We start from the raw sequence: 23,833 nt of genomic DNA, 5'->3' as shown, positions 1-23,833 counted from the left end.
TTGCCCTGGTGCTTGGCCGGCAATGCGCCAAAGCATGGCGCCCCTATCCGGCTCGGCGGCCACGCCTAGCGATTCACTCAAATAACAGTCTTTTAGAATCAATATCTTATGATTCTTTTCTAGAATACGGATTCACTATTGATTGGCTTGCCACAGCCGAACACCCTGACATTCAAGCGATTGGACGGACAGCGGTGCTACCCAGTTAAAGTAATTTCTAGAAAATTCTAACTCGTTAATTATCAATACTTTACACTTACAATCTAGAATCAAAATCACACAGCTTCGCCAGCCCAGGCGACTGCGCTGGATTCCCCGGCACTCCTGGGTCCATGCTTGATGCCTGCCCTTTCTGCCGGAGAGCTCTGCCATGCGCGCCACCATTTCCCTCGATTTCGTCTCCGACGTGGTCTGCCCCTGGTGCGCCATCGGCCTGACCGGTCTGCTGGAGGCCATTCGCCGCGTCGAGTCCGAGGTGGAGGTCGAACTGCACATCAAGCCGTTCGAGCTGAACGCCGACATGGCGGCCGAGGGCGAGGACCTGGTCGAGCACCTGCAGCGCAAGTACGGCGGCAGTACCGAGGAGATCGCCGGCAATCACCAACGCATCCGCGATTTCGGCGCCGAGGTGGGTTTCCACTTCGACCTGCACAAGCGTAACCGCATCTACAACACCTTCAATGCCCACCGCCTGCTGCACTGGGCCAGCGAGCAGCATCGCGGCCTGGCGCTGAAACAGGCCATGCTCCACGCCTATTTCGGCGAGGGTCGCAACATCAGCGATGCCGAGGTGCTGCTGGACCTGGCCACCGCTGTAGGGCTGGACCCGGTACGCACCCGCGAAATCCTCGACAGCGACGCCTACGCCAGCGAAGTGATCGAGGAAGAGGAGTTCTTCACCAGCCATGGCATCCGCGCGGTGCCGGCGGTGATCATCGACGGCCGCCAGCTGATTTCCGGGGCGCAATCGGCGGATTACTACGAGCAGGCGCTGCGGCAGGTGGCGAGCAAGGTCTGAAACTGCCACGAACACCTGTAGGAGCGGACCTTGTCCGCGATGGCCAGAGACTCCTGCGTCGTTCGCGGATGAGATCCGCTCCTACGGGAGCGGGCGGCGCGCACAAAAAAGCCGGGGACCTGCCCCGGCTTTTTCACACCTGGAAAGCGCTTAGAGCGCCGACCAGCCGTCGGTCTTGCCGCCCAGCGGCTCCGAGTGCTCGGCCAGCAGCTGCTCGTAGCCGCTGATGTTCTCGTGGCTCGGCTCCATCACCGGGTAGGCCAGCACCTGCCAGGGCAGTTTTTCGTCGCCGTCATACTCCGAGTAGGCCACCTTCTGGCCGTTTTGCAGCAGCATGATTGCAAAATCCAGCGCCGCCTGTTCGTCCGGGAAGATCACGGCGAACTCCACTTCGCGCTCGAACGAAAGATCCTCGCCGTCCTCTTGCAGGGCCCAGAGGGCGTCGCCGATCTCGTCGTCCGGGAAAAGTTGCTTGTCGCGGGTCATGTCACTGCTCCAATCAAGGGAAAGTACGCCCAGCCGGGCGCATGCCTACAAGGATAAACGGAGTGGCGCGCGCGCGCCCGATTTCTCACTGCATCGCTATCGCTGATATCGACCATCACGCGCGTTCACTTCTGCCCTGCGGCGCCTCGCCGCATTATCGCCCTACGAACCGCGAGGGCCCCTGCCATGAACGACGACGCCCAAGGCCACGAGGCCTACCGCATCACCTACATCACGCTGGACGAGATGAGCCTGCACTTCGAGACCCAGGTGGCTTTCGAGGATGCTGATGGCGAGCTGGTTCTGCGCGAAGCGCCGACCCTGCCGGACGAGCGCCGCGCACTGCGCGAGTTGATCCGCCAGGCCGCCTGAATACCCGTAACGTTGCGGCCCGCTTCCGTCAGGGAAGCGGGCCGCGCGCATTTCAGGCCTGCAGTTGATTGGCGATGGGCAGGTTGCGAATGCGCTTGCCGGTCGCCGCCGCCAGGGCATTGGCCAACGCCGGCGCCAACGGCGGCACACCCGGCTCACCGACCCCGGTCGGGGCCTCGGCAGAAGGGACTATGTGCACTTCGACCGCCGGCATCTCGTTCATCCGCAGGACCTGGAAGTCGTGGAAGTTGGACTGCTCCACCACGCCATCCTTGAGGGTGATAGCGCTGTGCAAGGCCATCGCCAGGCCGAAGCCGATCCCACCTTCCATTTGCGCGCGAATCACGTCGGGGTTGATCGCCAGGCCGCAATCCACGGCACACACCACGCGGTCGACCTTGAAGCTCTTGTCGGCCTTCACCGTGACTTCCACCACCTGCGCGACAAAGCTGCCGAAGGATTCGTGCACCGCGATCCCACGGCCACGCTTCTCGCCCTCGGCACCGGCCGCCAGCGGCTGCTTCCAGCCAGCCTTTTCGGCCACCAGGTCGAGCGCCCCCAGGTGCCGCGGATGCTTGTCCAGCAGCGCGCGACGGTACTCGTAAGGGTCCTTGCCGGCCAGGATCGCCGCTTCGTCGATCAACGTTTCAGTCGAATAGGCAGTGTGCGTGTGGCCTACCGAACGCCACCACTGCGTGGGCACGCCAATGCCTTCGGCGAGGGACTGCTCGACCCGCAGGTTCGGTACTGCATAGGGCAGATCCGCCGCACCCTCCACCGCGACCTTGTCGACGCCGTCCTTGACCAGCACCTTCTCGAAGGGCGTGCCGACCATGAACGACTGGCCGACCAGATGCTGCTGCCATCCCACCAGGTTGCCGTTGGCGTCCAGGGCCAGGCGCGCGGTGTGCAGGAACGCCGGGCGGTAGTAGCCACCACGGGTATCGTCCTCGCGGGTCCAGACCATCTTGATCGGCACCTTGTGGCCCTGTTCGCGCGCGGCCTTGGCGATCGCCACCGCCTCCAGCACATAGTCCGAGTGCGGGTTGGCGCGCCGTCCGAAGCTGCCGCCGGCGTACAGCTGAGTGATGGCCACCTTCTCCAGCGGAATGCCGAGCAGTTGCCCCACCGCCATCTGGTCGCCGGTCTGCCACTGCTCGCCGTTCCAGATCTCGCAGGCGCCGTCAGAGAGCTTGACCACGCAGTTCAGCGGTTCCATCGAGGCGTGCGCCAGATAGGGGAAACGGAACTCGGCCTCGATGGTCTTGGCCGGGCTCTCCAGCGCCTTGGCGGCGTCGCCTTCGTTGCGCGCCACCACGCCGGGCTTGCCGGCCAGTTCGTGGTACTTGGCGAATATCTCCTTGCTGCCCAGGCGGAATGCCTTGCTCTCGTCCCATTCGACCTGCAGAGCATCGCGGCCCTGGCGTGCCGCCCAGGTGTTCTTCGCCAGTACTGCCACCCCGGCGAAACGCCGCTCGCTGCCGGGGAACTCGACCACCGCGACCACGCCGGGCACCGCCTTGGCTTTGCTGTCATCAACCTTCCTGGGCACGCCGCCGAAGCGCGGAGGGTGCGCCACCACCGCGACCAGCATGCCCGGCAGGTGCACGTCCTGGGTGAAGTGCGCCTTCCCGTCGGTCTTGTCGGGGGTGTCCTTGCGCGGCAGCTGTTGCTGGCCGATGAGGACGAAATCCTTCGGCTCCTTGAGCTTCACCTCGGCCGGCACCGGCTGCTTCGCCGCAGCCTCGGCCAACTCGCCGAAGCTCGCCTTGCGCCCGGAAGCCTTGTGCTCGACGACGCCCTGGTGAACCTCGATCTGCTCCGCCGGCACCTTCCATTGCTGCGCTGCGGCGGCAACTAGCATGGCCTTCGCGCTCGCCCCGGCCTTGCGCATCTGTTCGAAGGAGTTGGCCATGGCGCTGCTGCCGCCGGTGCCCTGCAGGGTCCCGAAAGCCAGGTTGGCGTAGCGCTTCGCATCGGCCGGCGCGCCTTCGACGACGACGTGGTTCCAGTCGGCGTCCAGCTCCTCGGCCAGCAACGTGGCCAGGCCGGTGTAGCTGCCCTGCCCCATTTCCACGTGCTTGGCGATCACCGTGACCATGCCGTCCGGGGTGATGCGCACGAAGGCGTTGGGCTCGAAAGACTTGGCCGCCGCCTCCGCCACGCCGAAACGCCCAAGCAGCGGTGCGAAATAGATGCCCAGTGCCAATCCGCCTGCGCCACGCAAGAAATGCCGGCGGCTGACGTTGAGAATGCCGCCGGCGTTCTCTTCCGGCTCGCCGAGGGAGGTCTGCAGTTCGCTCATTTCGCGTCTCCTCAGGCCAGGCTCTTGGCTGCTTCGTGGATGGCCGCGCGAATGCGCACGTAAGTGGCGCAGCGGCAGATGTTGCCGCTCATGGCGCCATCGATGTCGGCGTCGCTGGGCGACTTGTTGCTCGCCAGCAGCGCGGTGGCCGACATGATCTGGCCGGACTGGCAGTAGCCGCACTGCACCACGTCCAGCTTGCGCCAGGCCTCCTGCACGGCCTTGCCGGCCGGCTGCTCGGCCACCGCCTCGATGGTGGTGATCTTCTTGCCGGCCACGGAGGCCAACGGCGTTACGCAGGAGCGCGTGGGTTGGCCGTCGACATGCACGGTGCAAGCACCGCACAGGGCCATGCCGCAGCCGTACTTGGTGCCGGTGAGCAGAGCCACGTCGCGCAGCGCCCAGAGCAGCGGCATTTCGCCGGGCGCGTCGAATTCGTGGTCCTTGCCGTTGAGGGTGAGTTTGATCATCAGGCGTTTCACCTCTGCAGGGTGATGGGTCGAGCGCCGGCGGAGCCGAGGCGCGTGAATGGATTCAGCCTAGGTCCGGGTCCGGCTGATTGCCGGAAAGATAAGGGGAAAAGGTGCCGAACGGTTTGCCCGGTCCTGCGACGGATTGCCTGATCCTGTCGCCAGACCTTGTAGGAGCGAGCTTGCTCGCGAACAGCCCAGCTCCGACAGGTTCGCGAGCAAGCTCGCTCCTACAGCAATCGCCGGGCGAAAAAGAAGAAGCCACTCCGGGGAGTGGCTTCTTTCAGTGCGGCGCTCGCAGCGTCAGTCGGCGACCTTCATCGCCACCCGTCCACCGCCCGGACAGGTTTCCATGTAGTAGCTGGCGTCGCGGTACTGGGCGAAGTCGAAGACCTTGTCGACATTCGGCTTGAGCAGCTGGTCGGCGGTCATCTGGTTGATCGCCTGCAGCGCGCGTTGTACCGCTTCGTCGTTGCGGGTCAGTCCGATCTCCGGCTGGCCGGTGAAGTCCAGAACGCAGTGACGATAGAACTGCAGGTGCTTCTTGAACGCCGCACAAGCCGGGAAGGCTGCGTCGTTGCCGCCATTGATGCCATAGAGGATCAGCTTGCCGCGCTGTGCGGCAACGTCCCCCAGCAGCTTCATCTGCGGGCCAGCGCACTGGTCGAGGATCACCTCGACGCCCTTGCCCTCGGTGAAGCGCTCGACTTCCAGGACCAGGTCCTGCTCCTCGGTGTAGATGATCTTGTCGGCACCCAGGCTGCGGATGAAGTCGCGAGAGCCTTCGTGACTGGTGGTGGCGATCACCTTTGCGCCCAGCGCCTTGGCCAGTTGCACCGACTGCGGCGCCAGGCAATGGCCGGCTTCGGTGATCAGCACGGTCTGCCCGGGCTGCAGCTTGGCCAGCTCGACGAAGGCGAAGTAGGCGGACAGCAGGCCGGTGTAGTGCACCGACGCTTCGACCGGACTCAGCACTTCGGGATAGCGGGTGAGCGAGGTGCGCGGCATCAGCACGTGATCGCCCCAGGCCGGATACAGGTTCGGCGAGTCGGCCGGGAAGCTGGCCACAGCCATGCCGGGCTCCAGGTCGGTGACATTCTTGCCCACGGCCTCAACCACGCCGGCCACCTCATAGCCGATGCCAGCCGGCAGTTTCGGCTGGTCGGGGGCCAGGTTCTGCCGCCAGAGCACGTCACGCCAGGTGACGCCGAGCGCCTGACTGCGGATCAGGACTTCATCCGGCCCCGGTTGCGGAGTCGGAACTTCCTCGAGCTTGAGAACCGAGGCATCACCAAACTGGTGGAAACGGATCATGCGGGACATCACATACCTCGCCTTGTAGTGCTTTATAGCCACGGACTCTATCCGGGCTTTGTTGTGCTTGCTACCTACCGCCATCGATAGTCGACATAAATGCCGATGATTCGGCCGGCGGCCGCGTGTGCGGGGCGGAACGCAAGACCACGTCCGAAAAAGGACCAGCACACTGTGGGAAGAATACCGGCAGAAGCGCGTCTTGCTAAGGAAGAATGCGGAAAATGATCAAGGACTTATCTGTCAGACCTTGACGTCAGACGCTTCGCGCTTCACTTTTCCCCCATCGCCAGGGAGCCTCCATGAACCGCAACGACCTCCGCAAGGTTGACCTCAACCTGTTGATCGTCTTCGAGACGCTGATGCATGAGCGCAGCGTGACCCGCGCCGCCGAGAAGCTGTTCCTCGGCCAGCCGGCGATCAGCGCGGCCCTGGCGCGCCTGCGCAGCCTGTTCGACGATCCGCTGTTCGTGCGCACCGGCCGCAGCATGGAGCCGACCGCCCGGGCGCAGGAGATCTTCGGTCACCTGTCGCCGGCCCTGGACTCTATTTCCACCGCGCTCAGCCGCGCCGCCGACTTCGATCCTGCCACGAGCAAGGCAGTATTCCGCATCGGCCTCTCGGACGATGTCGAATTCGGCCTGTTGCCGGCCCTGCTGCGCCGCCTGCGCTCCGAAGCGCCCGGTATCGTCCTGGTGGTGCGCCGCGCCAACTACCTGCTGATGCCGCAATTGCTGGCTTCCGGCGAGATTTCCGTGGGTGTCAGCTACACCGACGAACTGCCGGCCAACGCCAAGCGCAAGACCCTGCGCCGTAGCAAGTGGAAGGTGCTGCGCGCCGACTCGGTGCCCGGCGCCATCACCCTCGACGATTACTGCACCCGGCCGCATGCCATGGTTTCCTACGCCGGCGACCTCGAAGGCTTCGTCGATGAACAGCTCGCCACCCTCGAGCGCAAGCGCCAGGTGGTCTTGGCGGTGCCGCAGTTCAACGGCCTCGGTGCGCTGCTCGCCGGAACCGACCTGATCGCCACCGTGCCCGACTACGCCGCCCTGGCCCTGACCGCTGCCGGCGGCCTGCGCGCCGACGAGCCGCCGTTCACCCCGCGCCCCGCGGAGCTGTCGATGGTCTGGCGGGGCGCGCAGGACAACGATCCCGCCGAGCGCTGGTTGCGCTCGCGTATCACGATGTTCGTCGGCGACCCCGACAGCCTGAACTGATTCATTCCCCGACTTGCCCGCGATCAACGCGGGCGCGGACTTTCGAGTTAGAATGACGATCAGCATGTCATTCCACCGAGGAGTCCGCCCCATGCGTTACCCCGAAGATCACAAGGCGCAGACCCGCCAGAAAATCATCGACGAAGCCTCGCGGCGCTTCCGCAGCGAAGGCGTCGAGGCCACCGGCCTGCAGACGCTGATGAAGGCTCTGGGCCTGACCCACGGCGGCTTCTACGCACACTTCAAGTCGAAGGACGAACTGGTGGAGATCGCCTTGCAGGCTGCCGCCGAGCAGCTGCGCGAGGTTTCCCGCAAGAGTTTCGAGGGACCGGACCCGCTGCCGAACTTCATCGACCGCTACCTCTCCGAGTCGCACCGCGACCATCCGGAAAGCGGCTGCCCCTTTCCCACGCTCAGCGCGGAGCTCGGCGCCCGCGGCCAGCCCAGTCCGACCACCGACCAGTCGGTGCGCAACCGCCTGGAGATGATCGAGAACGCGCTGCCCGCCGAACACGATCCGGACCAGGCGATTGCCACCCTCTCCGCCCTGGTCGGCGCCCTGGTGCTGTCGCGCAGCGTGGCGGACAAGGAGCTGTCCGAGCGCCTGCTGCAAAGTACCAAGCGCTATCTGAAGCGCGAGCTGCCGGGCAACACCGGCGAATAACCGCGTAGCGATTATCCGCCGCAAGCCGCAAACGAAAACGCCCCGGCACTGGCCGGGGCGTTAGCCTTTGCGCGGAAGGAATCAGGCGCTCTTCACACCGTAACGCTCCGCCGGCAGGCGCAGCGAAAGATTCGGGCCGAGCTTGTGGCGGGCCTGGGTGAAGGCTTCGAAATCAGTGGCGTCGGGCAGCGCCGGGATGGTCACCACCTCCCCTTGCGCCAGGCCGGCCAGGGCCGCGTCGACCATGTGGCCAACTTCCATCAGCATTTCTTCGGGCAGGTTCTCGATACCGGTGCCGGAGCGATCCCATATTTCGGTGCGGGTCGCACCCGGCAGCACTACCTGTACGCGAATGCCGGCCGGGGACAGCTCCCGGTGCATCGACAGGCTCTGATTGAGCACGAAGGCCTTGGTGCCGCTGTAGGCGCCGTTGAACATTTCCGGAGCCAGGGCCAGCACCGAGGCGACATTGATGATGGTACCGCGCCCACGCTGGGTGAACGCCTTGGCGGCAACACCGGCGAGACGGGCTACGGCAACGACGTTGAGCTCGATCATGCTCTCCAGGCGATCCAGGTCGGACTCCACCAGGCTGCCGTTCATGGCCACACCAGCATTGTTCAGCAGCAGGCTGATGCTCGCATCTTCGGCCAGGCGCGCTTCGACGCGGGCGCGGTCTTCGCGACGGGTCAGGTCCGCCGGCAGAACGGCCACATCGATGCCGTATTCACCCTGCAGGCGTTCGGCCAGGTCAGCCAGACGAGCCTGGTCGCGGGCCACCAGCAACAGGTCGTAGCCCTGGCTGGCGAGACGCTGCGCGTAAGTAGCGCCGATTCCCGAGGAAGCACCGGTAATCAGGGCACGGCCGAGCTTGCTGTTGGAACTCATGGTCTTCTCCATTGCGCCGGCAGGGTCCGGCTGCTGTAAGGGTAAGGAAAGGATAGCGGCGCCTTTAAATTACGCCCGTCATCTCTGTGGCGAATATTATGCCCATAATTTTTTCTGTCAACCGCCACGAATACGCCTTCGGCGATGCCCGACCAACGGTCCGAGGGTTACCGTGAGTACCGCCAGAGCGCGCGCCACACTAGGCCTTGAGGGTTTAGATTGCCCATTCTAGAGCGCCAGGAGGATGCTCGACGGCGACCGTCTCCAGACAAGAACAAGCTCGGAGGCATCGTTCACACCTCTGCCTGTTCGCCAGGTCGGGACAGGGTCCCGACGGGAGGTCGCATGCGATTGCGCTGCTTTTTCCTGGGATGCCAATGGAGCGAAGGCGTGCTCGCCCACGTGGGCGGGATGCCGATGATCTACCAACGCTGCAGTCATTGCGGCGCTCAGCGCTACCTGAGCGTGGAAGAACCGGAGGCGGAAGTTTCCGACCCCGGTTCCTGAGGAGGGACAGCCAGGCGCCGCCGGGCGGCGCCTGCGTTCTTCAGCGGATGAAGACCTGGCTGTTGGTGATGGCCATGTCGCCGCCGGGCAGTTCGATCTTGCCCAGGGGCTTGAGGCTATCGGCGTCGAAGATGGCGATATCGTGCAGCGTACCGCTGAGATAGATCTTCTTGCCGGTCTTGTTCAGGTTGATGCAGTAGTAAGAGTGGTCGAGGTTGGCCGCGGCCAGCAGTTTCTGCTCCTTGATGTCGTACTTGGTCAACCGGTTGAGCACGCCGTAGATCAGGTTGGAATCGGTCGGCGATCGCATGGCGCTGAAGTAGACCTCGGTGACCGGACCGAAATCGGTGGTCTCGGTCTTCCCGGTGGCCAGGTTGACGTTGAAGTAGCCGTAGAGGAAATCGGCGGTGGCCGGGTCCTGCTTGGCATCCTTGAAGCGGGCGGTGGTGTACAGCAGGGTGAAGTCACGGCTGTAGGTCTGCTGGTCCCACACGTAGAGCACGTCCGGCGGCGAGTAGTTCGGGCGCTTCCAGTTGCGGCTGGGAATGGCCACGTCGAACTTGCCGGTCTTCACGTCGACCTTGTAGATGTCCGGGCCGGCCACGTACAGGGTGCCGTCGTCGGCGGTCTGCATGATGGTCAGCTGGCGCGGGGCCGGGAAGGTACGGATCGGCTTGGCGTCCATGCCACCGTCGGCGGCATACACCTGCAGGCGCGGCTGCTGAACCTCGTAATGGTCGCTGAGGATCTTGGTCGGGTTGGCGATCGCATAGACCTCCTTGCCGTCATGACTGACGGTCATGGCGAACATGGACTTCGCGTTCTCACCCGGCTGCTGCGCGATGGTGGCGTGGAACACCGCCTTGCAGTCGTCAAGCTGGATGCCGTAGATGTCGGCGTAGTGGTTGTTGAGGATGTAGGCGATCTTCTTGTCCGGCGACAGCTGGATTACGCCCGGGCCGAAAGCGCCGGGGACCTTGCAGGTCTTGAACAGCTTGTCGGACTGCAGGTCGATGACGTGCAGGTTGTCCGGGTAGTTGCTGGTGACCATGTATTCGTGGCCCGACTCCAGCGCCTTGCCCTCGTCGGCCGCGTACGCCTGAAGCGCGCCGGCGGCCATGATTCCGCCCAGGACGGCGGTGAATGCTTTTCTGGACATGCAGTTTTTCCTCTTGTTCTTCTGTCCGCTCATTTGTCGTCCGGGAATACGGTGCCCAGGTTGCGCCAGTCCTCGGCCGAGGCTTGCGCGTCCTTGTTCCAGTTCGGGTAGGTGCTCATCATGTCCGGCACCTGGGCCGGCCACCAGCAAGGGTCGGAGCAGCCATAGAGGTCCGCTTCCATCGGCTGGCAGAGGGAAGACACGCCACCGAACACGTCGATTTCCCAGCCCGGGTCGGTGGTCGAGGCGCAGCCTGCGACCGAGTTCATCGCCACCACGTCCTCGATGCGATCCTCGGCGGCCGCCTGTTCCAGCTTCTGTGCTTTGTTGTTGATCGGCTTCAGATGTTTCATGTCAGTGCGCCTTCCGCGGAGTGATGTGGCGGTCGATGAAGCTGGGGTTAGCCGCCATGATCCGGCTGTAGACCTCGATGCCGAAGTCGACCCAATCCCTCATCAGTTCGCAGTAGTGGTAGGTGGGGTGCGCCGGATCGCCGTAGCGCGCGTAGCTCTCGTGGTAGCAACCGCCGGAGCACAGGTTGCGGATGCGGCAGCTGGCGCAGCCGGTGTCGGTGCGATCCAGGCGTTGCGAGAGGAAGTCATTGAGCTCGGCCTGCTTCACCCCTTCGTGGACGTTGCCAAAGGTCGGCAGCGACGAACCGGTGAAACGGTGGCAGAGGTTCAGCTCGCCCTTGTGGTCGACCGCCAGCATCTTCAGCCCGGCGCCGCACGGCAGGGCCTTCTTCTGCCCTTCGTGGATGTCGGTGATCAGCTGGTGCAGGTTGGAGAAGCCGATGTTGCGGCCTTCCAGCGCTTCGGCCAGGTAGCGACGACCCAGGGCCTTCATGTTGGCGAAGACCTCGTGCAGCTCCTCGGTGGTCAGGTTGTAGCTGCTGATATCACCGGAGGTCACCGGGGCGAAGCCGACTTCGGCGAAGCCCATCTCGTTGAACAGGTGATTCCAGATCGTCTCGACGTCGGTGACGCCGGTGGTCAGGGTCACCCGCGCGCCGACCGGGCGGCTGTTGTAGCGCGACAGCAGCATGTCGGCCTTGCGCCGCACCACGTCATAGGTGCCCTGCCCGCCCACGGTGATGCGGTTGCGGTCGTGCACGGTCTTCGGCCCGTCGATGCTCACCGACAACCCGAAACGATGCGCGTTGAGGTAGTCGATGATCTCCTCGGTGAGCAGGGTCGCGTTGGTGGTCATGACGAACTCCACCTGCTTGCCCAGCTCGCCGAAGCGGCGCTCGCAGTAATCCACCATGTGCTCGATCAGCGGGCGGTTGGACAGCGGCTCGCCACCGAAGAACACCACGGTGTAGCGCTTCTCGTCGGGCGATTCCTTGAGCAGCATCTCCACCGAGGCCTCCGCAGTTTCCGCGCCCATCTTCTTGCCAGCGGAAGGCTTGTCCAGGTCTTCCTTGTAGCAGTAGGTGCAGCTGAGGTTGCAGCCGGTGTTGACGTTCAGCACCACGGTGTTGAGCGCCGTGCGATCGACCTTCTTCAGGGCGATTTCCGGCGTCAGCGGCGAGCCGTCGCTGACCAGCTCCAGCGCGATCAGCTCGCGCAGGGTCTCGTCGATCTCGTTGGCCTCGAAGCGCCCGGCCAGGCGCTGGGTCAGCTCTTCCGGCGAGCAGGCGTGCCCACGCAGGGCATCGATGATCCCGCCGGTCAGCTCGTCGCTGGCGAACAGCGAGGAGCTGGGGATGTGGAACAACAGGCGGTCGGCGTCCACCTGCACTTCATGCAGGTTGCGTTCGACCAGATTCAAGATGGCGCCCATGGCGACCTCCCGGAACTTGCTTGGTACGCCCCGCCCGGCGGGCGGGGGTTCATGCGTTCAGTTCATCCCACCCCGGATCATGGGATAGGCGGGTTGTTCCAGCGCTGCACGGTGACGTACATGTGGCCTTCGCCCTTGTGCGTCTGACCGGCGTCGTCCACCGCGGCCACCACCTTCAGGTTGCCGGCGTTGTTGGTCATCATCTTGCGTTGCGGGTTGGGACCGGCATCGCCCGGGGTGAAGACCCCGCTGTCGGCATCCATCACGCCGGCGAACTTGACGTCGCCGTCTTCCTTGGCGCGGTCGTCGAAGGGCTCGACGCTCCACTTGGCGGGGAACACGCCGATGCGGAACGGCTTGCCGTCGGCACCCTTGCCCCAGGCCTCGGCGTCGAAGGCGCCCTGCACTTTCGGGGTCGAGCCGCCGTTGCCGCCGATGCGGGCCACCAGCAGTTCGGGGACGACCTTCACTTCGGCGACGTCCTTGTAGACGGCGAAGCTGCCGCCCTTGGCGGTGCCGACGCTGACGTCGTGCGCACCGAGCGCGGAAGCATCGGCCTTGACCTTCACGGTCACGCGCTCAGGGGTTTCGGAAACCACCGACACCACCTGCACGCCCTTGCCGAACGACGGCTTGCCTTTCAGGCCGCTGCCGATCACCGCGACTTCGGCTTCCTCGCCTGCCTTCAGGTAGGCCGGCTGCACGCCCAGGACCTGGCTGGTGCCTTCCTTCGCCGCGACGAAGTCGATACCGCGCTCATCGTGCGCCTTGTCGAACATGCGGCCTTGCATCTGGCCTTTCATGGCCGCGAACACCTGGCGCATGGTCACGTCGCCGATCTTCACGTTGCCGCGCCATTCGTAGCCGTTGTACAGCAGCGCGCTGCCTTCACCGTCGAAAGCGCTGCCGTCGGCGTACTTGCCTTTGACGCTGACCTTGAACTGGTCGTCGCCGCTGCTGGCCACGGTCATCACGCCGGAAACGTCGCCTTTACCCGGCATGTGCCCGGCGAAGCTCCAGGCACCGTCCAGGGTCTTGGCGTCCGGACGATGTTTTTCCCAGTCGGTCCAGGCCTTGCTCTCCAGCGGATAGCGCTTGGCCAGTTCCGGGACCATCTCCTTCTTCGCCAGGTCGAACCAGTCGCGGTCACGCGACAGGGCCTGGTATTCCAGCGACGGCCAGTGGCCGAGGTGGAAGTTCACGAGTTTTTCCCATTCGGCCGCCGGGCGGCGCTGCAGGGCGATGCGCGCGCCGGAGTGGCAACGGGCACACATCTGCTCGAACTGGGTATCGAATTTCTCGACGGTATTGAGCCGACGTTCCATCGCGTAGCGCACGCCGTCGGTCTCGCTGGGCGCCAGGCCCTGCTTGTCGGCGAGGTACTTGACCACTTCGCGCCGCTCGTCGTCACTGATCTGCAAGCCGTGCATCAGCTGCATCCGCGCGATGGTCGCCAGCCAGCCTTCCGGCGTCTTGCGCTGGTGGCTGATGCGACTCAGGGAATTGTTGCCGTCCGGCGTGTGGCACGCCATGCACTTCGCGTTGACGATGGTCTGGCCATCGGCGGCTTGGGCTGGTTGCTGGATGGCCCAGGCCATTGCGGCCAGGGTTCCGGCGCCCAGGTAGTGCCGAAGTCGTGTCATCTTCAAGATCAGGCCTCCTCGGTATTCTTCTTTTTGAAATTGTTCTGCGCCCACCGATGGGCGAACAGCGGGTTCCGTCGTGCTCCCAAGCTGTTTAGCAGGTTGTGTGCCACTCCACCGAAAGCCCCGCCGCATCAGGCTTGCGGCTTGTAGATGGGGATTCGGACAGGCGGCACCGGCGTCTAATTTCGCGATAGCTGTCTAACTCTGAGACAGCCCTGCGACAGCCGCCTCGGACGAAGTATGGTCGGCCCTTCGCAAAACGCCGCCCGGCGAAAGCAACAGCGCGCCGCCAAGCATCAGCAGCAACCCGAGCCAGACGCACGAGAGCAACGGATAGCGGCGGATCACCACCAGGCTCTCATTGTCGTTATCGCCCTTGCGCAGCAGGCTGGTGGAAGCTGGCACCCAGACCTGCAGGTCGCGGCTCCAGCCGCGGATGATGAACGGGTGCAACACATAGCCACGATCCGAAGCGAAGCGCGCGTAGTGATAGTCGAGAATCTCGCAGAGCTGGCGTACCGGCCCCTGGTAGGCCGGCGGCCGGCCGCGACCGTCCTGGAACAGCGCGTGCCCGGCTAGCACCCGCCCGCCGTCGCGTAGTTCGACGCGCGCCAGCGCGTGATAGCCCGAGTAGTTCTCCTCGACCTGGTCCGGCAGCACACGCACTTGCATGTCGTCGGTCACCGGCAGCCACTGCTCGACGGAAGCGCCGGCGGGTATGACCACCTGACGGTAGGAGTTGAGCGCCGTCGCCGTCAGCCCGCCGACCAATGCCAGCACCGCCCCGCCATGCACCAGCGCCAGGCCGCCGCTGTAGCGCAGGTTGCCCAGGCGCCGGCTGCGCCAAAGGCTGACGACGCACCACAGCAGGCACGAGCCCATCAGGAAGAAGCCGCCGAGCACCGCGGCGTCCAGCCAGGGCAGGACCTCCACCACGTTCTGCGACAGCATGCCCTCGCCGCTGTAATCGGCATTCAGCCAGCCGCCATGCCAGGCGATGAAGCCCATGCACGCAGCCATCAGCACGGTGGCGAGCAAGCCGATACGCGGGCGCCCGCAGCGTCGCAGGAAGCTGTAGCCGCCGATCAGCCCGAGCAGCGAGAGCAGCGGCAGCAGCCAGCGGATCAGGCCGTAGCCATCCACGTCCCATTGGTTGTAGGCACTGCGCAGGCTGTTGATCTCATCGGTGGTCGCCCAGTGCAGCAGCATCTCGAAGTACGGCTTGAGCGTCGTCGGACGCGGCAGGCCCAGCCACTCGTAGATGTGCGCCTGAACCAGCGCGCCAATGGCGAAGAGCGCGCTGCCGGCGAACAGGTAGATGGCCACGTCGAGCGTCCAGTCCGCCGCCGAGCGCCGCGTTCCGGGCTGGCGCGCACGGCGCCCGGAGAACAGCTGCCAGGCGGCGAACATCAACAACAGCGTCGCCAGTAGCAGATGGCTCAACCAGGACGTGGTGCCGATATAACGGTGGGAACTCACCAGTACGGTGCTGCGCGTAACCGTCATGGCGACGCAGGCCATGGCCGCCGCGAGCAGGCTCAGCACTGGCAGCAGCCTCCGGTGGCGCCCATCCGGCCGCCAGCGGCGCACGCCGTGCAGCACCGCACCAAGCAGCGCCCAGATGACGAACGCCGAGGTCTGCACCGGGTCCCAGTGCCACAACTGACCGAAGGTGAAGTCCTCCATCGCCCAGACCATGCCCGCGCCTATGCCGGCGCTGAGCAGCAGCCAGGCGCGCCGGCTATAGACCGCAGCTACGCCAGCGTACGCAGGATCGCCCTTGCGCAAGGCCCCCAGCGCGGCCCCGGCGGGTGCCAGGGCCCAGGCGTAGGCGCAGAGGATCAGCGGCGCATGGAAGCTCATCCAGATCATCTGCAGGTGCGCGTTCATGCCCTGGCTTGGCTGGCTCGCGAGCCAGGCCTCGGGCGTCGCGCTGAACGGGCCGAGCCAGGCTGCCGTTGCCGTGTACCAGGCGGCGATCAGGGCGTTGCCGCGCCCAGCCCAGCCAGCCAGGCGCTCGCTGGCGAGCGTGGTGGTCATGCAGAAGGTCGCCAGCAGCAGGATGGTGCCTTCGTCGCCGCCCCAGAGGTTCGACAACTTGAGATAGCCCGGCAGCGCGGCACTGCTGTAGAGCCACGCATAACGCAGCTGGAAATGGTCGGCCAGCAGGTGCAGAGCCAGCGCCACGCAGGCGCCATAGAGGCCGCCCGCCGCGACCCTCCAGCAGTTGCCGCGCCAATGCGCACGCTGCGCACCGGCCGCTATCAGCGCAGCCAGCCCCCAGAGCAAGGCATTGCCCAGTTGAGGCAGCAGCCAGAGCAAGGCGCAGCACAACGCGGCAGCGGCCCAGCCCACGGCTGGCCAACGGCGTTGCGCAACAGGCGATACGGTTCTTTCCATGGCGCGACCTCGGCAGTCCTTATCGTTATAGCCACCGGCGCGGCGGTGGAAGGTTGCTCTTACAGGTTGCGTGCCAAAGACGGAAATCCTCGACCGCTCAGCGACTTGTCAAAAGCCGGCAAGGCGACGGCCGGCCTGGTCGCGTTGCAAATCGAGACAGTCGCAAGCGCGCTGAGACAGCGCAGCGGGATGGCAAGTGGACAGCTACCCATCGGCGGATATGCTTGATCAATACCCGACTGAATTGATCGGTTATGAAGCCCGCCCGCATTCGCGCTTCGCGCAGTCCGAATCCCAACGAGTCGGCCCCAGGGCCCGAGCACGGCCAGGGCAGTGAAGAACCTCCGGCCCATCAGCAGAACAAGACGGAGAAGAACATGGCGCAGACAATCAGCCCCACCGCGGGCAAAGCCCCCAATCAAGGCGTCACGGCAGAGGAGCGCAAGGTCATCTTCGCCTCCTCCCTCGGCACGGTCTTCGAGTGGTACGACTTCTACCTCTACGGCTCGCTGGCGGCGATCATCGCCAAGCACTTCTTCGCGGGCGTCAACGAGACGACCGCCTTCATCTTCGCCCTGCTCGCCTTCGCCGCCGGCTTCGCGGTGCGCCCCTTCGGCGCCATCGTCTTCGGCCGCCTCGGCGACATGGTCGGGCGCAAGTACACCTTCCTCATCACCATCGTGATCATGGGCCTGTCCACCGCCATTGTCGGGATGCTGCCCAGCTACGCCAGCATTGGCGTGGCGGCGCCGATCATCCTGATCAGCCTGCGCCTGCTGCAGGGCCTGGCGCTGGGTGGCGAGTACGGCGGCGCGGCCACCTACGTCGCCGAACACGCGCCACAGAAGAAGCGCGGCCAGTTCACCGCGTGGATCCAGACCACCGCGACCCTCGGCCTGTTCCTCTCGCTGCTGGTGATCATGGCCTGCCGTTCGGCGATGGGCAGCGAAGCCTTCGAGGCCTGGGGCTGGCGCATTCCCTTCCTGATCTCGATCCTGCTGCTGATCATCTCGGTGTACATCCGCCTGCAACTCAACGAATCGCCGGTGTTCCTGCGCATCAAGGCAGAAGGCAAGGACTCCAAGGCGCCGCTGACCGAATCCTTCGCCCGCTGGGACAACCTGAAGATCGTCCTCCTGGCCCTGTTCGGCGGCACCGCAGGCCAGGCTGTGGTCTGGTACACCGGGCAGTTCTACGCGCTGTTCTTCCTGCTGCAGATACTCAAGATCGACCCGCAGACGGCGAACTTCCTCATCGCCGGCTCGCTGCTGCTCGGCACGCCCTTCTTCATCTTCTTCGGCAGCCTGTCCGACCGCATCGGCCGCAAGAAGATCATCATGGCCGGCTGCGTGATCGCAGCGGCCACCTACTTCCCGATCTTCCATGCGCTGACCCAGTACGGTAACCCGGATGTCTTCGTCGCCCAGGCGAAGAGCCCTGTCACAGTCGTGGCCGACCCGGCGCAGTGCTCCTTCCAGTTCGACCCGGTGGGCAAGGCGCGCTTCACCAGCTCCTGCGACATCGCCAAGAGCCTGTTGGCGAAGAAGGCCATTCCCTATGAAAACATCAAGGCCGAGCCCGGCGCCGTCGCCCAGGTGCATGTCGGCGACAAGGTGATCCCGGTGTTTGAGGGCACGGGCCTTGCCGGGGCGGAGCTCAAGGCGCAGACCGAAGCCTTCACCGGCCAGCTCGGTGGCGCGCTCAAGGAAGCGGGTTATCCGGAGAAAGCCGACCCGGCGAAGATCAACCACCTGGCGGTGCTCCTGCTGCTGACCGTGCTGGTGATCTACGTGACCATGGTCTACGGCCCCATCGCCGCCTGGCTGGTGGAACTGTTCCCGGCACGCATCCGCTACACCTCCATGTCGCTGCCCTACCACATCGGCAACGGCTGGTTCGGCGGCTTCCTGCCGACCGTGGCCTTCGCGATGGTCGCGGCGACCGGCAACATCTACTACGGGCTCTGGTATCCCATCGTGGTCGCACTGATGACGGCGGTGATCGGCACCCTGTTCCTGCCCGAAACCAAGGACCGCGAAATCCACCACGCCTGAGCCTTCAACCCTGCGAAAAAACGGCCCGGCACGCCCGGGCTGTTTCGTCTGCGCCTGTCTCAGCGGTGTCGCAAGCTGCGACAGCCTGGGCCGGGCCGATTCGCAGAGATCGAATCGAAAGCCGTCTAGATCAAGGCATTGAGGCATTTTCGAAAGGTTGGCATAGCGGTTGCGATAGCTGCCTCGACAACTCAACAAGAGGCACCCGAAATGTCCGTTCTCCTGCCCATCAAGCCCGCCAGCCAGGCCTTCCTCCAGCGCGCGCCGCGCATGCTCATCGGTGCCGATTGGACCAGCGCCGCCGACGGCGCGCTGATGGACCTGCGCAACCCCGCCACCGGCGAAGTGCTGTGCCAGGTTCCCTCCTCCAGCGCCAGCGACGTCGACCGCGCCGTGCGCGCCGCCCGCCAGGCCTTCGACGACTCGCCCTGGAGCCGCGCCAAGCCCCGCGACCGGCAGAACCTGCTGTGGAAGCTGGCTGACCTGATGGAGCGCGACGCCGACCTGCTGGCCGAGCTGGAATGCCTGAACAACGGCAAGAGCGCCGCCGTGGCGCGCGTCATGGACGTGCAGCTGGGCATCGACTTCCTGCGCTACATGGCCGGCTGGGCAACCAAGATCGAAGGCTCCAGCGTCGACGTGTCCATGCCGCTGATGCCCGGCGAAGAATTCCACGGCTTCATCCGCCGCGAAGCGGTAGGCGTGGTCGGCGCCATCGTCGCCTGGAACTTCCCGCTGCTGCTCGCCTGCTGGAAGCTCGGCCCGGCGCTGGCCACCGGCTGCACCGTGGTCCTCAAGCCCGCCGACGAAACCCCGCTGAGCGCCCTCAAGCTCGCCGAGCTGGTGCTCGAAGCCGGCTACCCGGCCGGCGTGTTCAACGTGGTCACCGGCACCGGCGTCAAGGCCGGCGCGGCCCTCACCCACCACCCGCTGGTCGACAAGCTGACCTTCACCGGCTCCACCGCCGTGGGCAAGGAAATCGGCAAGGCGGCCATGGACCACATGACCCGCGTGACCCTGGAGCTGGGCGGCAAGTCGCCGACCATCGTCCTCGCCGACGCCGACCTCAACAGCGCCGCCGCCGGCGCCGCCCAGGCGATCTTCTTCAACCAGGGCCAGGTCTGCTGCGCAGGCTCGCGCCTGTACGTGCACCGCAAGCACTTCGACAACGTGGTGGCCGACATCGCCGGCATCGCCAACGGCATGAAGCTCGGCAACGGCCTGGACCCGAGCGTGGACATGGGCCCGCTGATATCCGCCCGCCAGCAGCAACGCGTGTTCAACTACATCGAGCTGGGCCGCGAGAAAGGCGCCACCATCGCCTGCGGCGGCGAACAGTTCGGCCCCGGCTACTTCGTCAAACCGACCGTACTGGTCGACGTCGACCAGAAGAGCGCGGTGGTGCAGGAAGAAATCTTCGGTCCGGTGCTGGTCGCCATGCCCTTCGACGATCTCGACGAAGTGGTCCGCATGGCCAACGACAGCCCCTACGGCCTGGGCGCCAGCATCTGGTCCAACGACCTGAGCGCGGTGCACCGCATGATTCCGAAGATCAAGTCCGGCTCGGTCTGGGTGAACTGCCACAGCGCCCTCGACCCGGCCCTGCCCTTCGGCGGCTACAAGCTCTCCGGCGTCGGCCGCGAAATGGGCGCCGCGGCCATCGAGCACTACACCGAACTGAAATCGGTGCTGATCCGCCTCTGACCTGCGTGGTCAACCGCCGGCGCACCACCCCCGCGCCGGCTTTCCCATCCCCCGAGCCGCAGCAGCGGCCGGGGGATTTTTTTGCTCGACCCGTAGGGCAATGAAATGGACTCCTCCCTCCTACGGCGTCAAGCGCCAGACTGATGGTGTAGCCACAAGTCCCGGAGGGGGAGTCAGCATGAACATTAGTCGCGTTGGTCTGGATCTGGCAAAGCAGGTATTCCAGGTACATGGCGTCGATAGCCACGAGCGCGTGGTGTGCCGCCGGCAGCTCAAGCGGGCGCAGATGCTGGATTTCTTTCGCCAGCTGGCACCCTGCCTGGTAGCGATGGAGGCCTGCGGCAGTGCGCACTATTGGGCGCGAGAGCTGCAGGGGCTGGGGCATGAGGTTCGCTTGATCGCACCGCAGTTCGTCAAACCTTACGTCAAGGGTGACAAACACGATGCCCACGATGCCGAAGCGATCTGCGAGGCGGCCAGCCGTCCGAGCATGCGCTTTGTGCCGGTGAAGAGTGCGCAGCAGCAGGCCGGGCAGTCCGTGCATCGCATTCGCAGCCGTCTGGTCCGGGCCCGTACGGCACTGTGCAACGAAATTCGCGGCTTGCTCGGCGAATTTGGCCTGATCGCCAGCCGACGCGGGCGCGCGGCGACCGTCGAACTGCTCGAGACGGTCACCGCTGCCGAGCCGGTGCCCTTGCCGGCGCCAATGGGCGAGTTGTTGAGCGATTTGAAAGAGGAGTTGCAGGCGCTGGATGCCCGCATCGAACGACTGGAGCGAGTGATCAAGCGCAGTGCGCGCGAGGATGCGCGCATCCAGCGCCTGCTGGCCGTGGAAGGCATCGGCCCGCTCACCGCCAGCGCGGTGGTGGCAGCGGTCGGCGATGCCCGGCAATTCCGCACGGCGCGTCAGTTCGCCGCCTGGCTGGGCCTGGTGCCACGGCAACACTCCACGGGCGGGCAACAGCGCCTGGGCGGGATCACCAAGCGTGGCGATACCTACCTGCGCACCTTGTTCACCCATGGCTCCCGCTCGGTCGTACGCTGTTGCGCCAACAAGACCGATGCTCGCAGTCGCTGGCTGCAAGGCCTGTTGCAACGATGCAATGCCAACGCCGTCGCCGTTGCCCTGGCCAACAAGAATGCCCGGATCGTCTGGGCCCTGCTCAGTCGGGAAACCACCTACCAACCCGCCTGAGCGTTACCGGCAACACCGCTGTAGAAACGCTCCACCACGATTGCACAGTGAATGGCATTGATGACGAACCGGTCGAACCGGCCTGTATGAAACCTGAGTTATCCGCGGGCTCCCTGCTGCCGTGAAGCAAAGCCGTTAGGGCGATCAGACATACAGGCGCGCATTTCATCAGGGCTCGGGAGCTGCCACACCGCTCCATGAAGCCGGATATACGGACGCAGTCGTACCTAGGCTCGAAATCTCCGCCAAAACACTGGCAAGCCGGGAGGAGTCCATATACGAATAACCCTACGGGTTATCCGCCGCCCCGCCCGACCACGCGCTTGCCGGCGAGCTCGGCCAATCGGCGCATAACCGCCTCGCGGTTATGCGCCCTACGAACCCTGCCGTAGGAGCGGATCTTATTCGCGAAAATCCCGGCGCCGATGCAACCTTGTAGGAGCGCGCCATGCGCGCGATTCGCGGACAAGGTCCGCTCCTACAGGCGGAATTTCGTGAGCAAGCTCGCACCTGCGAAAAGCCATTGCTCCTTGCCGACGAATTACCTTCCTGGCCGCTGAACCTTGTCTCGAAGGCCGCAGTCTGAGGCTCGCCCAACCCTTTGCGCCCCTGGCGTAACCAGCCTTTCGAGCCCTTCATGCGCCCCACATCCAGCGCCTTCCGCCTGCTGCCGTCCTGCCTGTTCGCCCTGATTTCCCTCTCGCCCCCGGCCCACGCCAGCGGGGAACGCCAACTGGTCGCTTCGATCAATGCCTATCGCGCCCACCCTTCGGGTTGCGGCGCGAGTGCGGCGCGGCGCCTGCCGCCGCTTACCTCGCGGGGCGGGCTGGAGTTGCCTATCGACTTCAGCGGCGGGCTGCGTGAGGAGCTGCGTGATGCCGGCTACATGGCGCAGGAGGTCCGCAGCATCCGCCTGGCCGGTGCCGAGGATGCCGGGCAGGCCTTCGACATGCTGCGCGACCGCTACTGCACGGCACTGCTCGCCCCGCAGTACACCGATGTCGGCGTGACCCGCGAGGACGACGAGTGGCGCCTGGTGCTGGCCAGCTCCGGCGCGGGTAGTGGCGGCAAGCTCGAAGACCCTCGTTCGGCGGCCAAGGCGCTGCTCGCGCAGGTCAATGCCGCCCGCGCACATTCGCGCATGTGCGGCTCGCGGCGTTTCAGCGCCGCCCGGCCGCTGAGCTGGAACAATGCGCTGGGCTCGGCCGCCCAGGCGCACAGCCGCGACATGGCCAGCGAGAACTACTTCGACCACCGCGACCCGGACGGCGACATGCCCGACGACCGCGCCCGCGCCGCCGGTTATCGCGGCCGCAAGATCGGCGAGAACATCGCCGCCGGCCAGGGCTCGGTGAACCAGGCGATGGCCGGCTGGCTGGCCAGCCCCGGGCACTGCGCCAACCTGATGAACCCGATGTTCACTCAGGTCGGCGCGGCCTACGCCAGCAACGCGCGCAGCGATGAAGGCATCTACTGGACCATGGTCTTCGGCGCGCCCTAGGGCCCCAGCAGTTCCGGCGCGTACAGGCTGATGCGCGCCTTCACCAATGCGCCGCCGTGGCGGGTCAGCACGGTCATCTCCTCCGCCGACAGCTTCGCCAGGTTGGTGCCGATCACCGAGCAGAAGGCGGCATCGCCCGGCTGCGCCTCGCCGATCCGGCTGTCGATGGAGAACCACATCGGCTTGGGCCCCTTGCCGGCCAGGAAGCGATGCTGCAGGCGGTCGAATTCCAGGCCGCGGATCTGCTCCATCATGATGTCGAGCCCTTCCTTGAGGACGATGGCGCCGGATTCGGTCGGCCGGTTGTCGATGGCGAAGGGCTTGCCGCCGTCGCTCACGATCACGTAGTCCAGCGCGTTGCGGTCGCGCAGCACGGGATTCACGCCCATGTTGTCGTAGACCCCGCCATCGCTGAGCGTCACGTACTCGGTGGTCGCCGCCGGGGCGTAGACGTTCGCATCCAGGCGCAGCGGCGGGAACACCGGCGGAAACGCCGAGGACGCCGCCACCGCCTGGCTGATCGGGAAGCTGTCGGCCGCCACCACGCCCATCTCGTGTTCGCCCATCTCGGTTGGCTTGCCGCCGCCGGCGACGAAGAAGAACAGGTTGCCGGTGGCGAGGTTGGTGGCGTTGAGGTAGATGCGCGGCCCGCCGCTGAGCGCCGAGAGCTTCTGCTTGCCGTACAGGTGGGTGTCGTAGGACTCGGCCAGCTTGAGGATGCGCGAGGAGAACGGATCGAGAACGCCGCCGAGCACCGAGGACACCGCGATGGACTTGGTGCTCAGGAACTGCTTCAGCAGGTCCAGCTTGTCCGCCCTGCCCCAGTTCAGCGCGACGGTGGCGCCGGCGATGCTGCCGCCGCTCACGCAGCTCAGCAGGTCGAGCTTGTCGAGCAGGCCGAGCGCCTGCAGTTGCTGCATCACGCCGAGATGGAAAGCGGCGGCGCGATAACCGCCGCCCGACAGCGCGAGACCGATGCGTTTCTCCACTCCCTTGACTTGGATCGACATGTTCCTGGCCCTCCTGATGATGGCCCCTGGATGGCACCGGAAGTCCTGGCGAGCGCCGGCAGGTTGTCCGGCGTTACCCCGGTGAAACACGTGTAGACCTTACGTCGCAATTCTAGGCGGAGTTTTTGACACCCC

Annotated in this window: 20 protein-coding genes; 9 read left to right on the top strand and 11 right to left on the bottom strand. The window is 65.3% G+C overall.

Annotated elements, in window-relative coordinates; translation table 11 throughout:
* Nucleotides 1–370: 370 nt before the first annotated feature.
* A complete protein-coding gene (locus ACA097_RS26195) occupies nt 371–1,018 on the top strand; it encodes a DsbA family oxidoreductase (protein WP_371367065.1) in 648 nt (215 codons plus the stop codon).
* Nucleotides 1,019–1,168: 150 nt separating this feature from the next.
* On the opposite strand, the gene ACA097_RS26190 is transcribed toward ACA097_RS26195, so the two are convergent.
* Nucleotides 1,169–1,504: a ribonuclease E inhibitor RraB gene (locus ACA097_RS26190; RefSeq protein WP_043252724.1), complete on the bottom strand. Its 336-nt coding sequence runs from the start codon at nt 1,502–1,504 to the stop codon at nt 1,169–1,171.
* A gap of 186 nt (nt 1,505–1,690) precedes the next feature.
* Between ACA097_RS26190 and ptrC the strand changes: the two genes are divergently transcribed.
* Nucleotides 1,691–1,876, top strand: coding sequence for a type III secretion system co-regulatory protein PtrC (ptrC, locus tag ACA097_RS26185; protein WP_043252726.1), 186 nt, complete (start codon nt 1,691–1,693; stop codon nt 1,874–1,876).
* Nucleotides 1,877–1,928: 52 nt separating this feature from the next.
* On the opposite strand, the gene ACA097_RS26180 is transcribed toward ptrC, so the two are convergent.
* The 3 genes from ACA097_RS26180 to ACA097_RS26170 form a co-directional block, all read right to left on the bottom strand.
* Nucleotides 1,929–4,181, bottom strand: a complete 2,253-nt coding sequence (locus ACA097_RS26180; RefSeq protein WP_371367062.1) for a molybdopterin cofactor-binding domain-containing protein — start codon at nt 4,179–4,181, stop codon at nt 1,929–1,931.
* Nucleotides 4,182–4,192: 11 nt separating this feature from the next.
* On the bottom strand, nt 4,193–4,651 hold the full coding sequence (locus ACA097_RS26175) for a (2Fe-2S)-binding protein (RefSeq protein WP_160287297.1): 459 nt from the start codon (nt 4,649–4,651) through the stop codon (nt 4,193–4,195).
* Nucleotides 4,652–4,954: 303 nt separating this feature from the next.
* On the bottom strand, nt 4,955–5,974 hold the full coding sequence (locus ACA097_RS26170; protein WP_371367060.1) for a zinc-dependent alcohol dehydrogenase family protein: 1,020 nt from the start codon (nt 5,972–5,974) through the stop codon (nt 4,955–4,957).
* Nucleotides 5,975–6,267: 293 nt separating this feature from the next.
* Between ACA097_RS26170 and ACA097_RS26165 the strand changes: the two genes are divergently transcribed.
* The gene (locus ACA097_RS26165; protein WP_371367058.1) at nt 6,268–7,185 is read left to right on the top strand and encodes a LysR substrate-binding domain-containing protein; all 918 of its coding nucleotides are present in this window, start codon (nt 6,268–6,270) and stop codon (nt 7,183–7,185) included.
* A gap of 91 nt (nt 7,186–7,276) precedes the next feature.
* Entirely contained in the window at nt 7,277–7,849 is a 573-nt protein-coding gene (locus ACA097_RS26160; protein ID WP_371367056.1) for a TetR/AcrR family transcriptional regulator, read from the top strand.
* Between the two features lie 81 nt (nt 7,850–7,930).
* Here ACA097_RS26160 and ACA097_RS26155 read toward each other — a convergent pair whose 3' ends face one another.
* Entirely contained in the window at nt 7,931–8,737 is an 807-nt protein-coding gene (locus ACA097_RS26155) for an SDR family NAD(P)-dependent oxidoreductase (RefSeq protein ID WP_371367054.1), read from the bottom strand.
* 345 nt (nt 8,738–9,082) lie between these two features.
* On the opposite strand from ACA097_RS26155, the gene ACA097_RS26150 reads away from it, so the two are divergent.
* Nucleotides 9,083–9,244, top strand: coding sequence for a PSPA7_2676 family Cys-rich small protein (locus ACA097_RS26150; protein ID WP_371367051.1), 162 nt, complete (start codon nt 9,083–9,085; stop codon nt 9,242–9,244).
* A 40-nt stretch (nt 9,245–9,284) separates the two neighbouring features.
* Here ACA097_RS26150 and peaD read toward each other — a convergent pair whose 3' ends face one another.
* The 5 genes from peaD to ccsA form a co-directional block, all read right to left on the bottom strand.
* A complete protein-coding gene (gene peaD, locus ACA097_RS26145; protein WP_371370578.1) occupies nt 9,285–10,364 on the bottom strand; it encodes a quinohemoprotein amine dehydrogenase subunit beta in 1,080 nt (359 codons plus the stop codon).
* A gap of 68 nt (nt 10,365–10,432) precedes the next feature.
* Nucleotides 10,433–10,756 (bottom strand): quinohemoprotein amine dehydrogenase subunit gamma, encoded by a 324-nt coding sequence (gene qhpC / locus ACA097_RS26140; protein ID WP_043252743.1) that lies wholly within the window; start codon nt 10,754–10,756, stop codon nt 10,433–10,435.
* A gap of 1 nt (nt 10,757) precedes the next feature.
* The gene (gene peaB, locus ACA097_RS26135; protein ID WP_043252745.1) at nt 10,758–12,188 is read right to left on the bottom strand and encodes a quinohemoprotein amine dehydrogenase maturation protein; all 1,431 of its coding nucleotides are present in this window, start codon (nt 12,186–12,188) and stop codon (nt 10,758–10,760) included.
* Between the two features lie 77 nt (nt 12,189–12,265).
* Nucleotides 12,266–13,831 (bottom strand): quinohemoprotein amine dehydrogenase subunit alpha, encoded by a 1,566-nt coding sequence (gene peaA / locus ACA097_RS26130; protein ID WP_371367048.1) that lies wholly within the window; start codon nt 13,829–13,831, stop codon nt 12,266–12,268.
* Nucleotides 13,832–14,032: 201 nt separating this feature from the next.
* A complete protein-coding gene (gene ccsA / locus ACA097_RS26125; RefSeq protein ID WP_371367046.1) occupies nt 14,033–16,234 on the bottom strand; it encodes a cytochrome c biogenesis protein CcsA in 2,202 nt (733 codons plus the stop codon).
* A 377-nt stretch (nt 16,235–16,611) separates the two neighbouring features.
* Here ccsA and ACA097_RS26120 point away from each other — a divergent pair, with 377 nt between their 5' ends.
* The 4 genes from ACA097_RS26120 (at nt 16,612) to ACA097_RS26105 (ending at nt 22,688) form a co-directional block, all read left to right on the top strand.
* Nucleotides 16,612–18,288 (top strand): MFS transporter, encoded by a 1,677-nt coding sequence (locus ACA097_RS26120; RefSeq protein ID WP_371367044.1) that lies wholly within the window; start codon nt 16,612–16,614, stop codon nt 18,286–18,288.
* Nucleotides 18,289–18,498: 210 nt separating this feature from the next.
* Nucleotides 18,499–19,992: an aldehyde dehydrogenase gene (locus ACA097_RS26115; RefSeq protein ID WP_371367042.1), complete on the top strand. Its 1,494-nt coding sequence runs from the start codon at nt 18,499–18,501 to the stop codon at nt 19,990–19,992.
* Between the two features lie 178 nt (nt 19,993–20,170).
* The gene (locus ACA097_RS26110; protein ID WP_371367040.1) at nt 20,171–21,187 is read left to right on the top strand and encodes an IS110 family transposase; all 1,017 of its coding nucleotides are present in this window, start codon (nt 20,171–20,173) and stop codon (nt 21,185–21,187) included.
* 637 nt (nt 21,188–21,824) lie between these two features.
* Nucleotides 21,825–22,688 (top strand): CAP domain-containing protein, encoded by an 864-nt coding sequence (locus ACA097_RS26105; RefSeq protein ID WP_371367038.1) that lies wholly within the window; start codon nt 21,825–21,827, stop codon nt 22,686–22,688.
* Here ACA097_RS26105 and ACA097_RS26100 read toward each other — a convergent pair.
* Nucleotides 22,685–23,698: a patatin-like phospholipase family protein gene (locus tag ACA097_RS26100; protein WP_371367036.1), complete on the bottom strand. Its 1,014-nt coding sequence runs from the start codon at nt 23,696–23,698 to the stop codon at nt 22,685–22,687. The genes ACA097_RS26105 and ACA097_RS26100 overlap by 4 nt on opposite strands.
* Nucleotides 23,699–23,833: the final 135 nt, after the last annotated feature.

The sequence above is a fragment of the Pseudomonas sp. QL9 genome (genome assembly GCF_041409665.1).
Taxonomy (GTDB): Bacteria; Pseudomonadota; Gammaproteobacteria; order Pseudomonadales; family Pseudomonadaceae; genus Pseudomonas; species Pseudomonas knackmussii.
The sequence above is the reverse complement of the archived record's forward strand: the minus strand, read 5'-3'. Positions and strand labels throughout refer to the sequence as shown.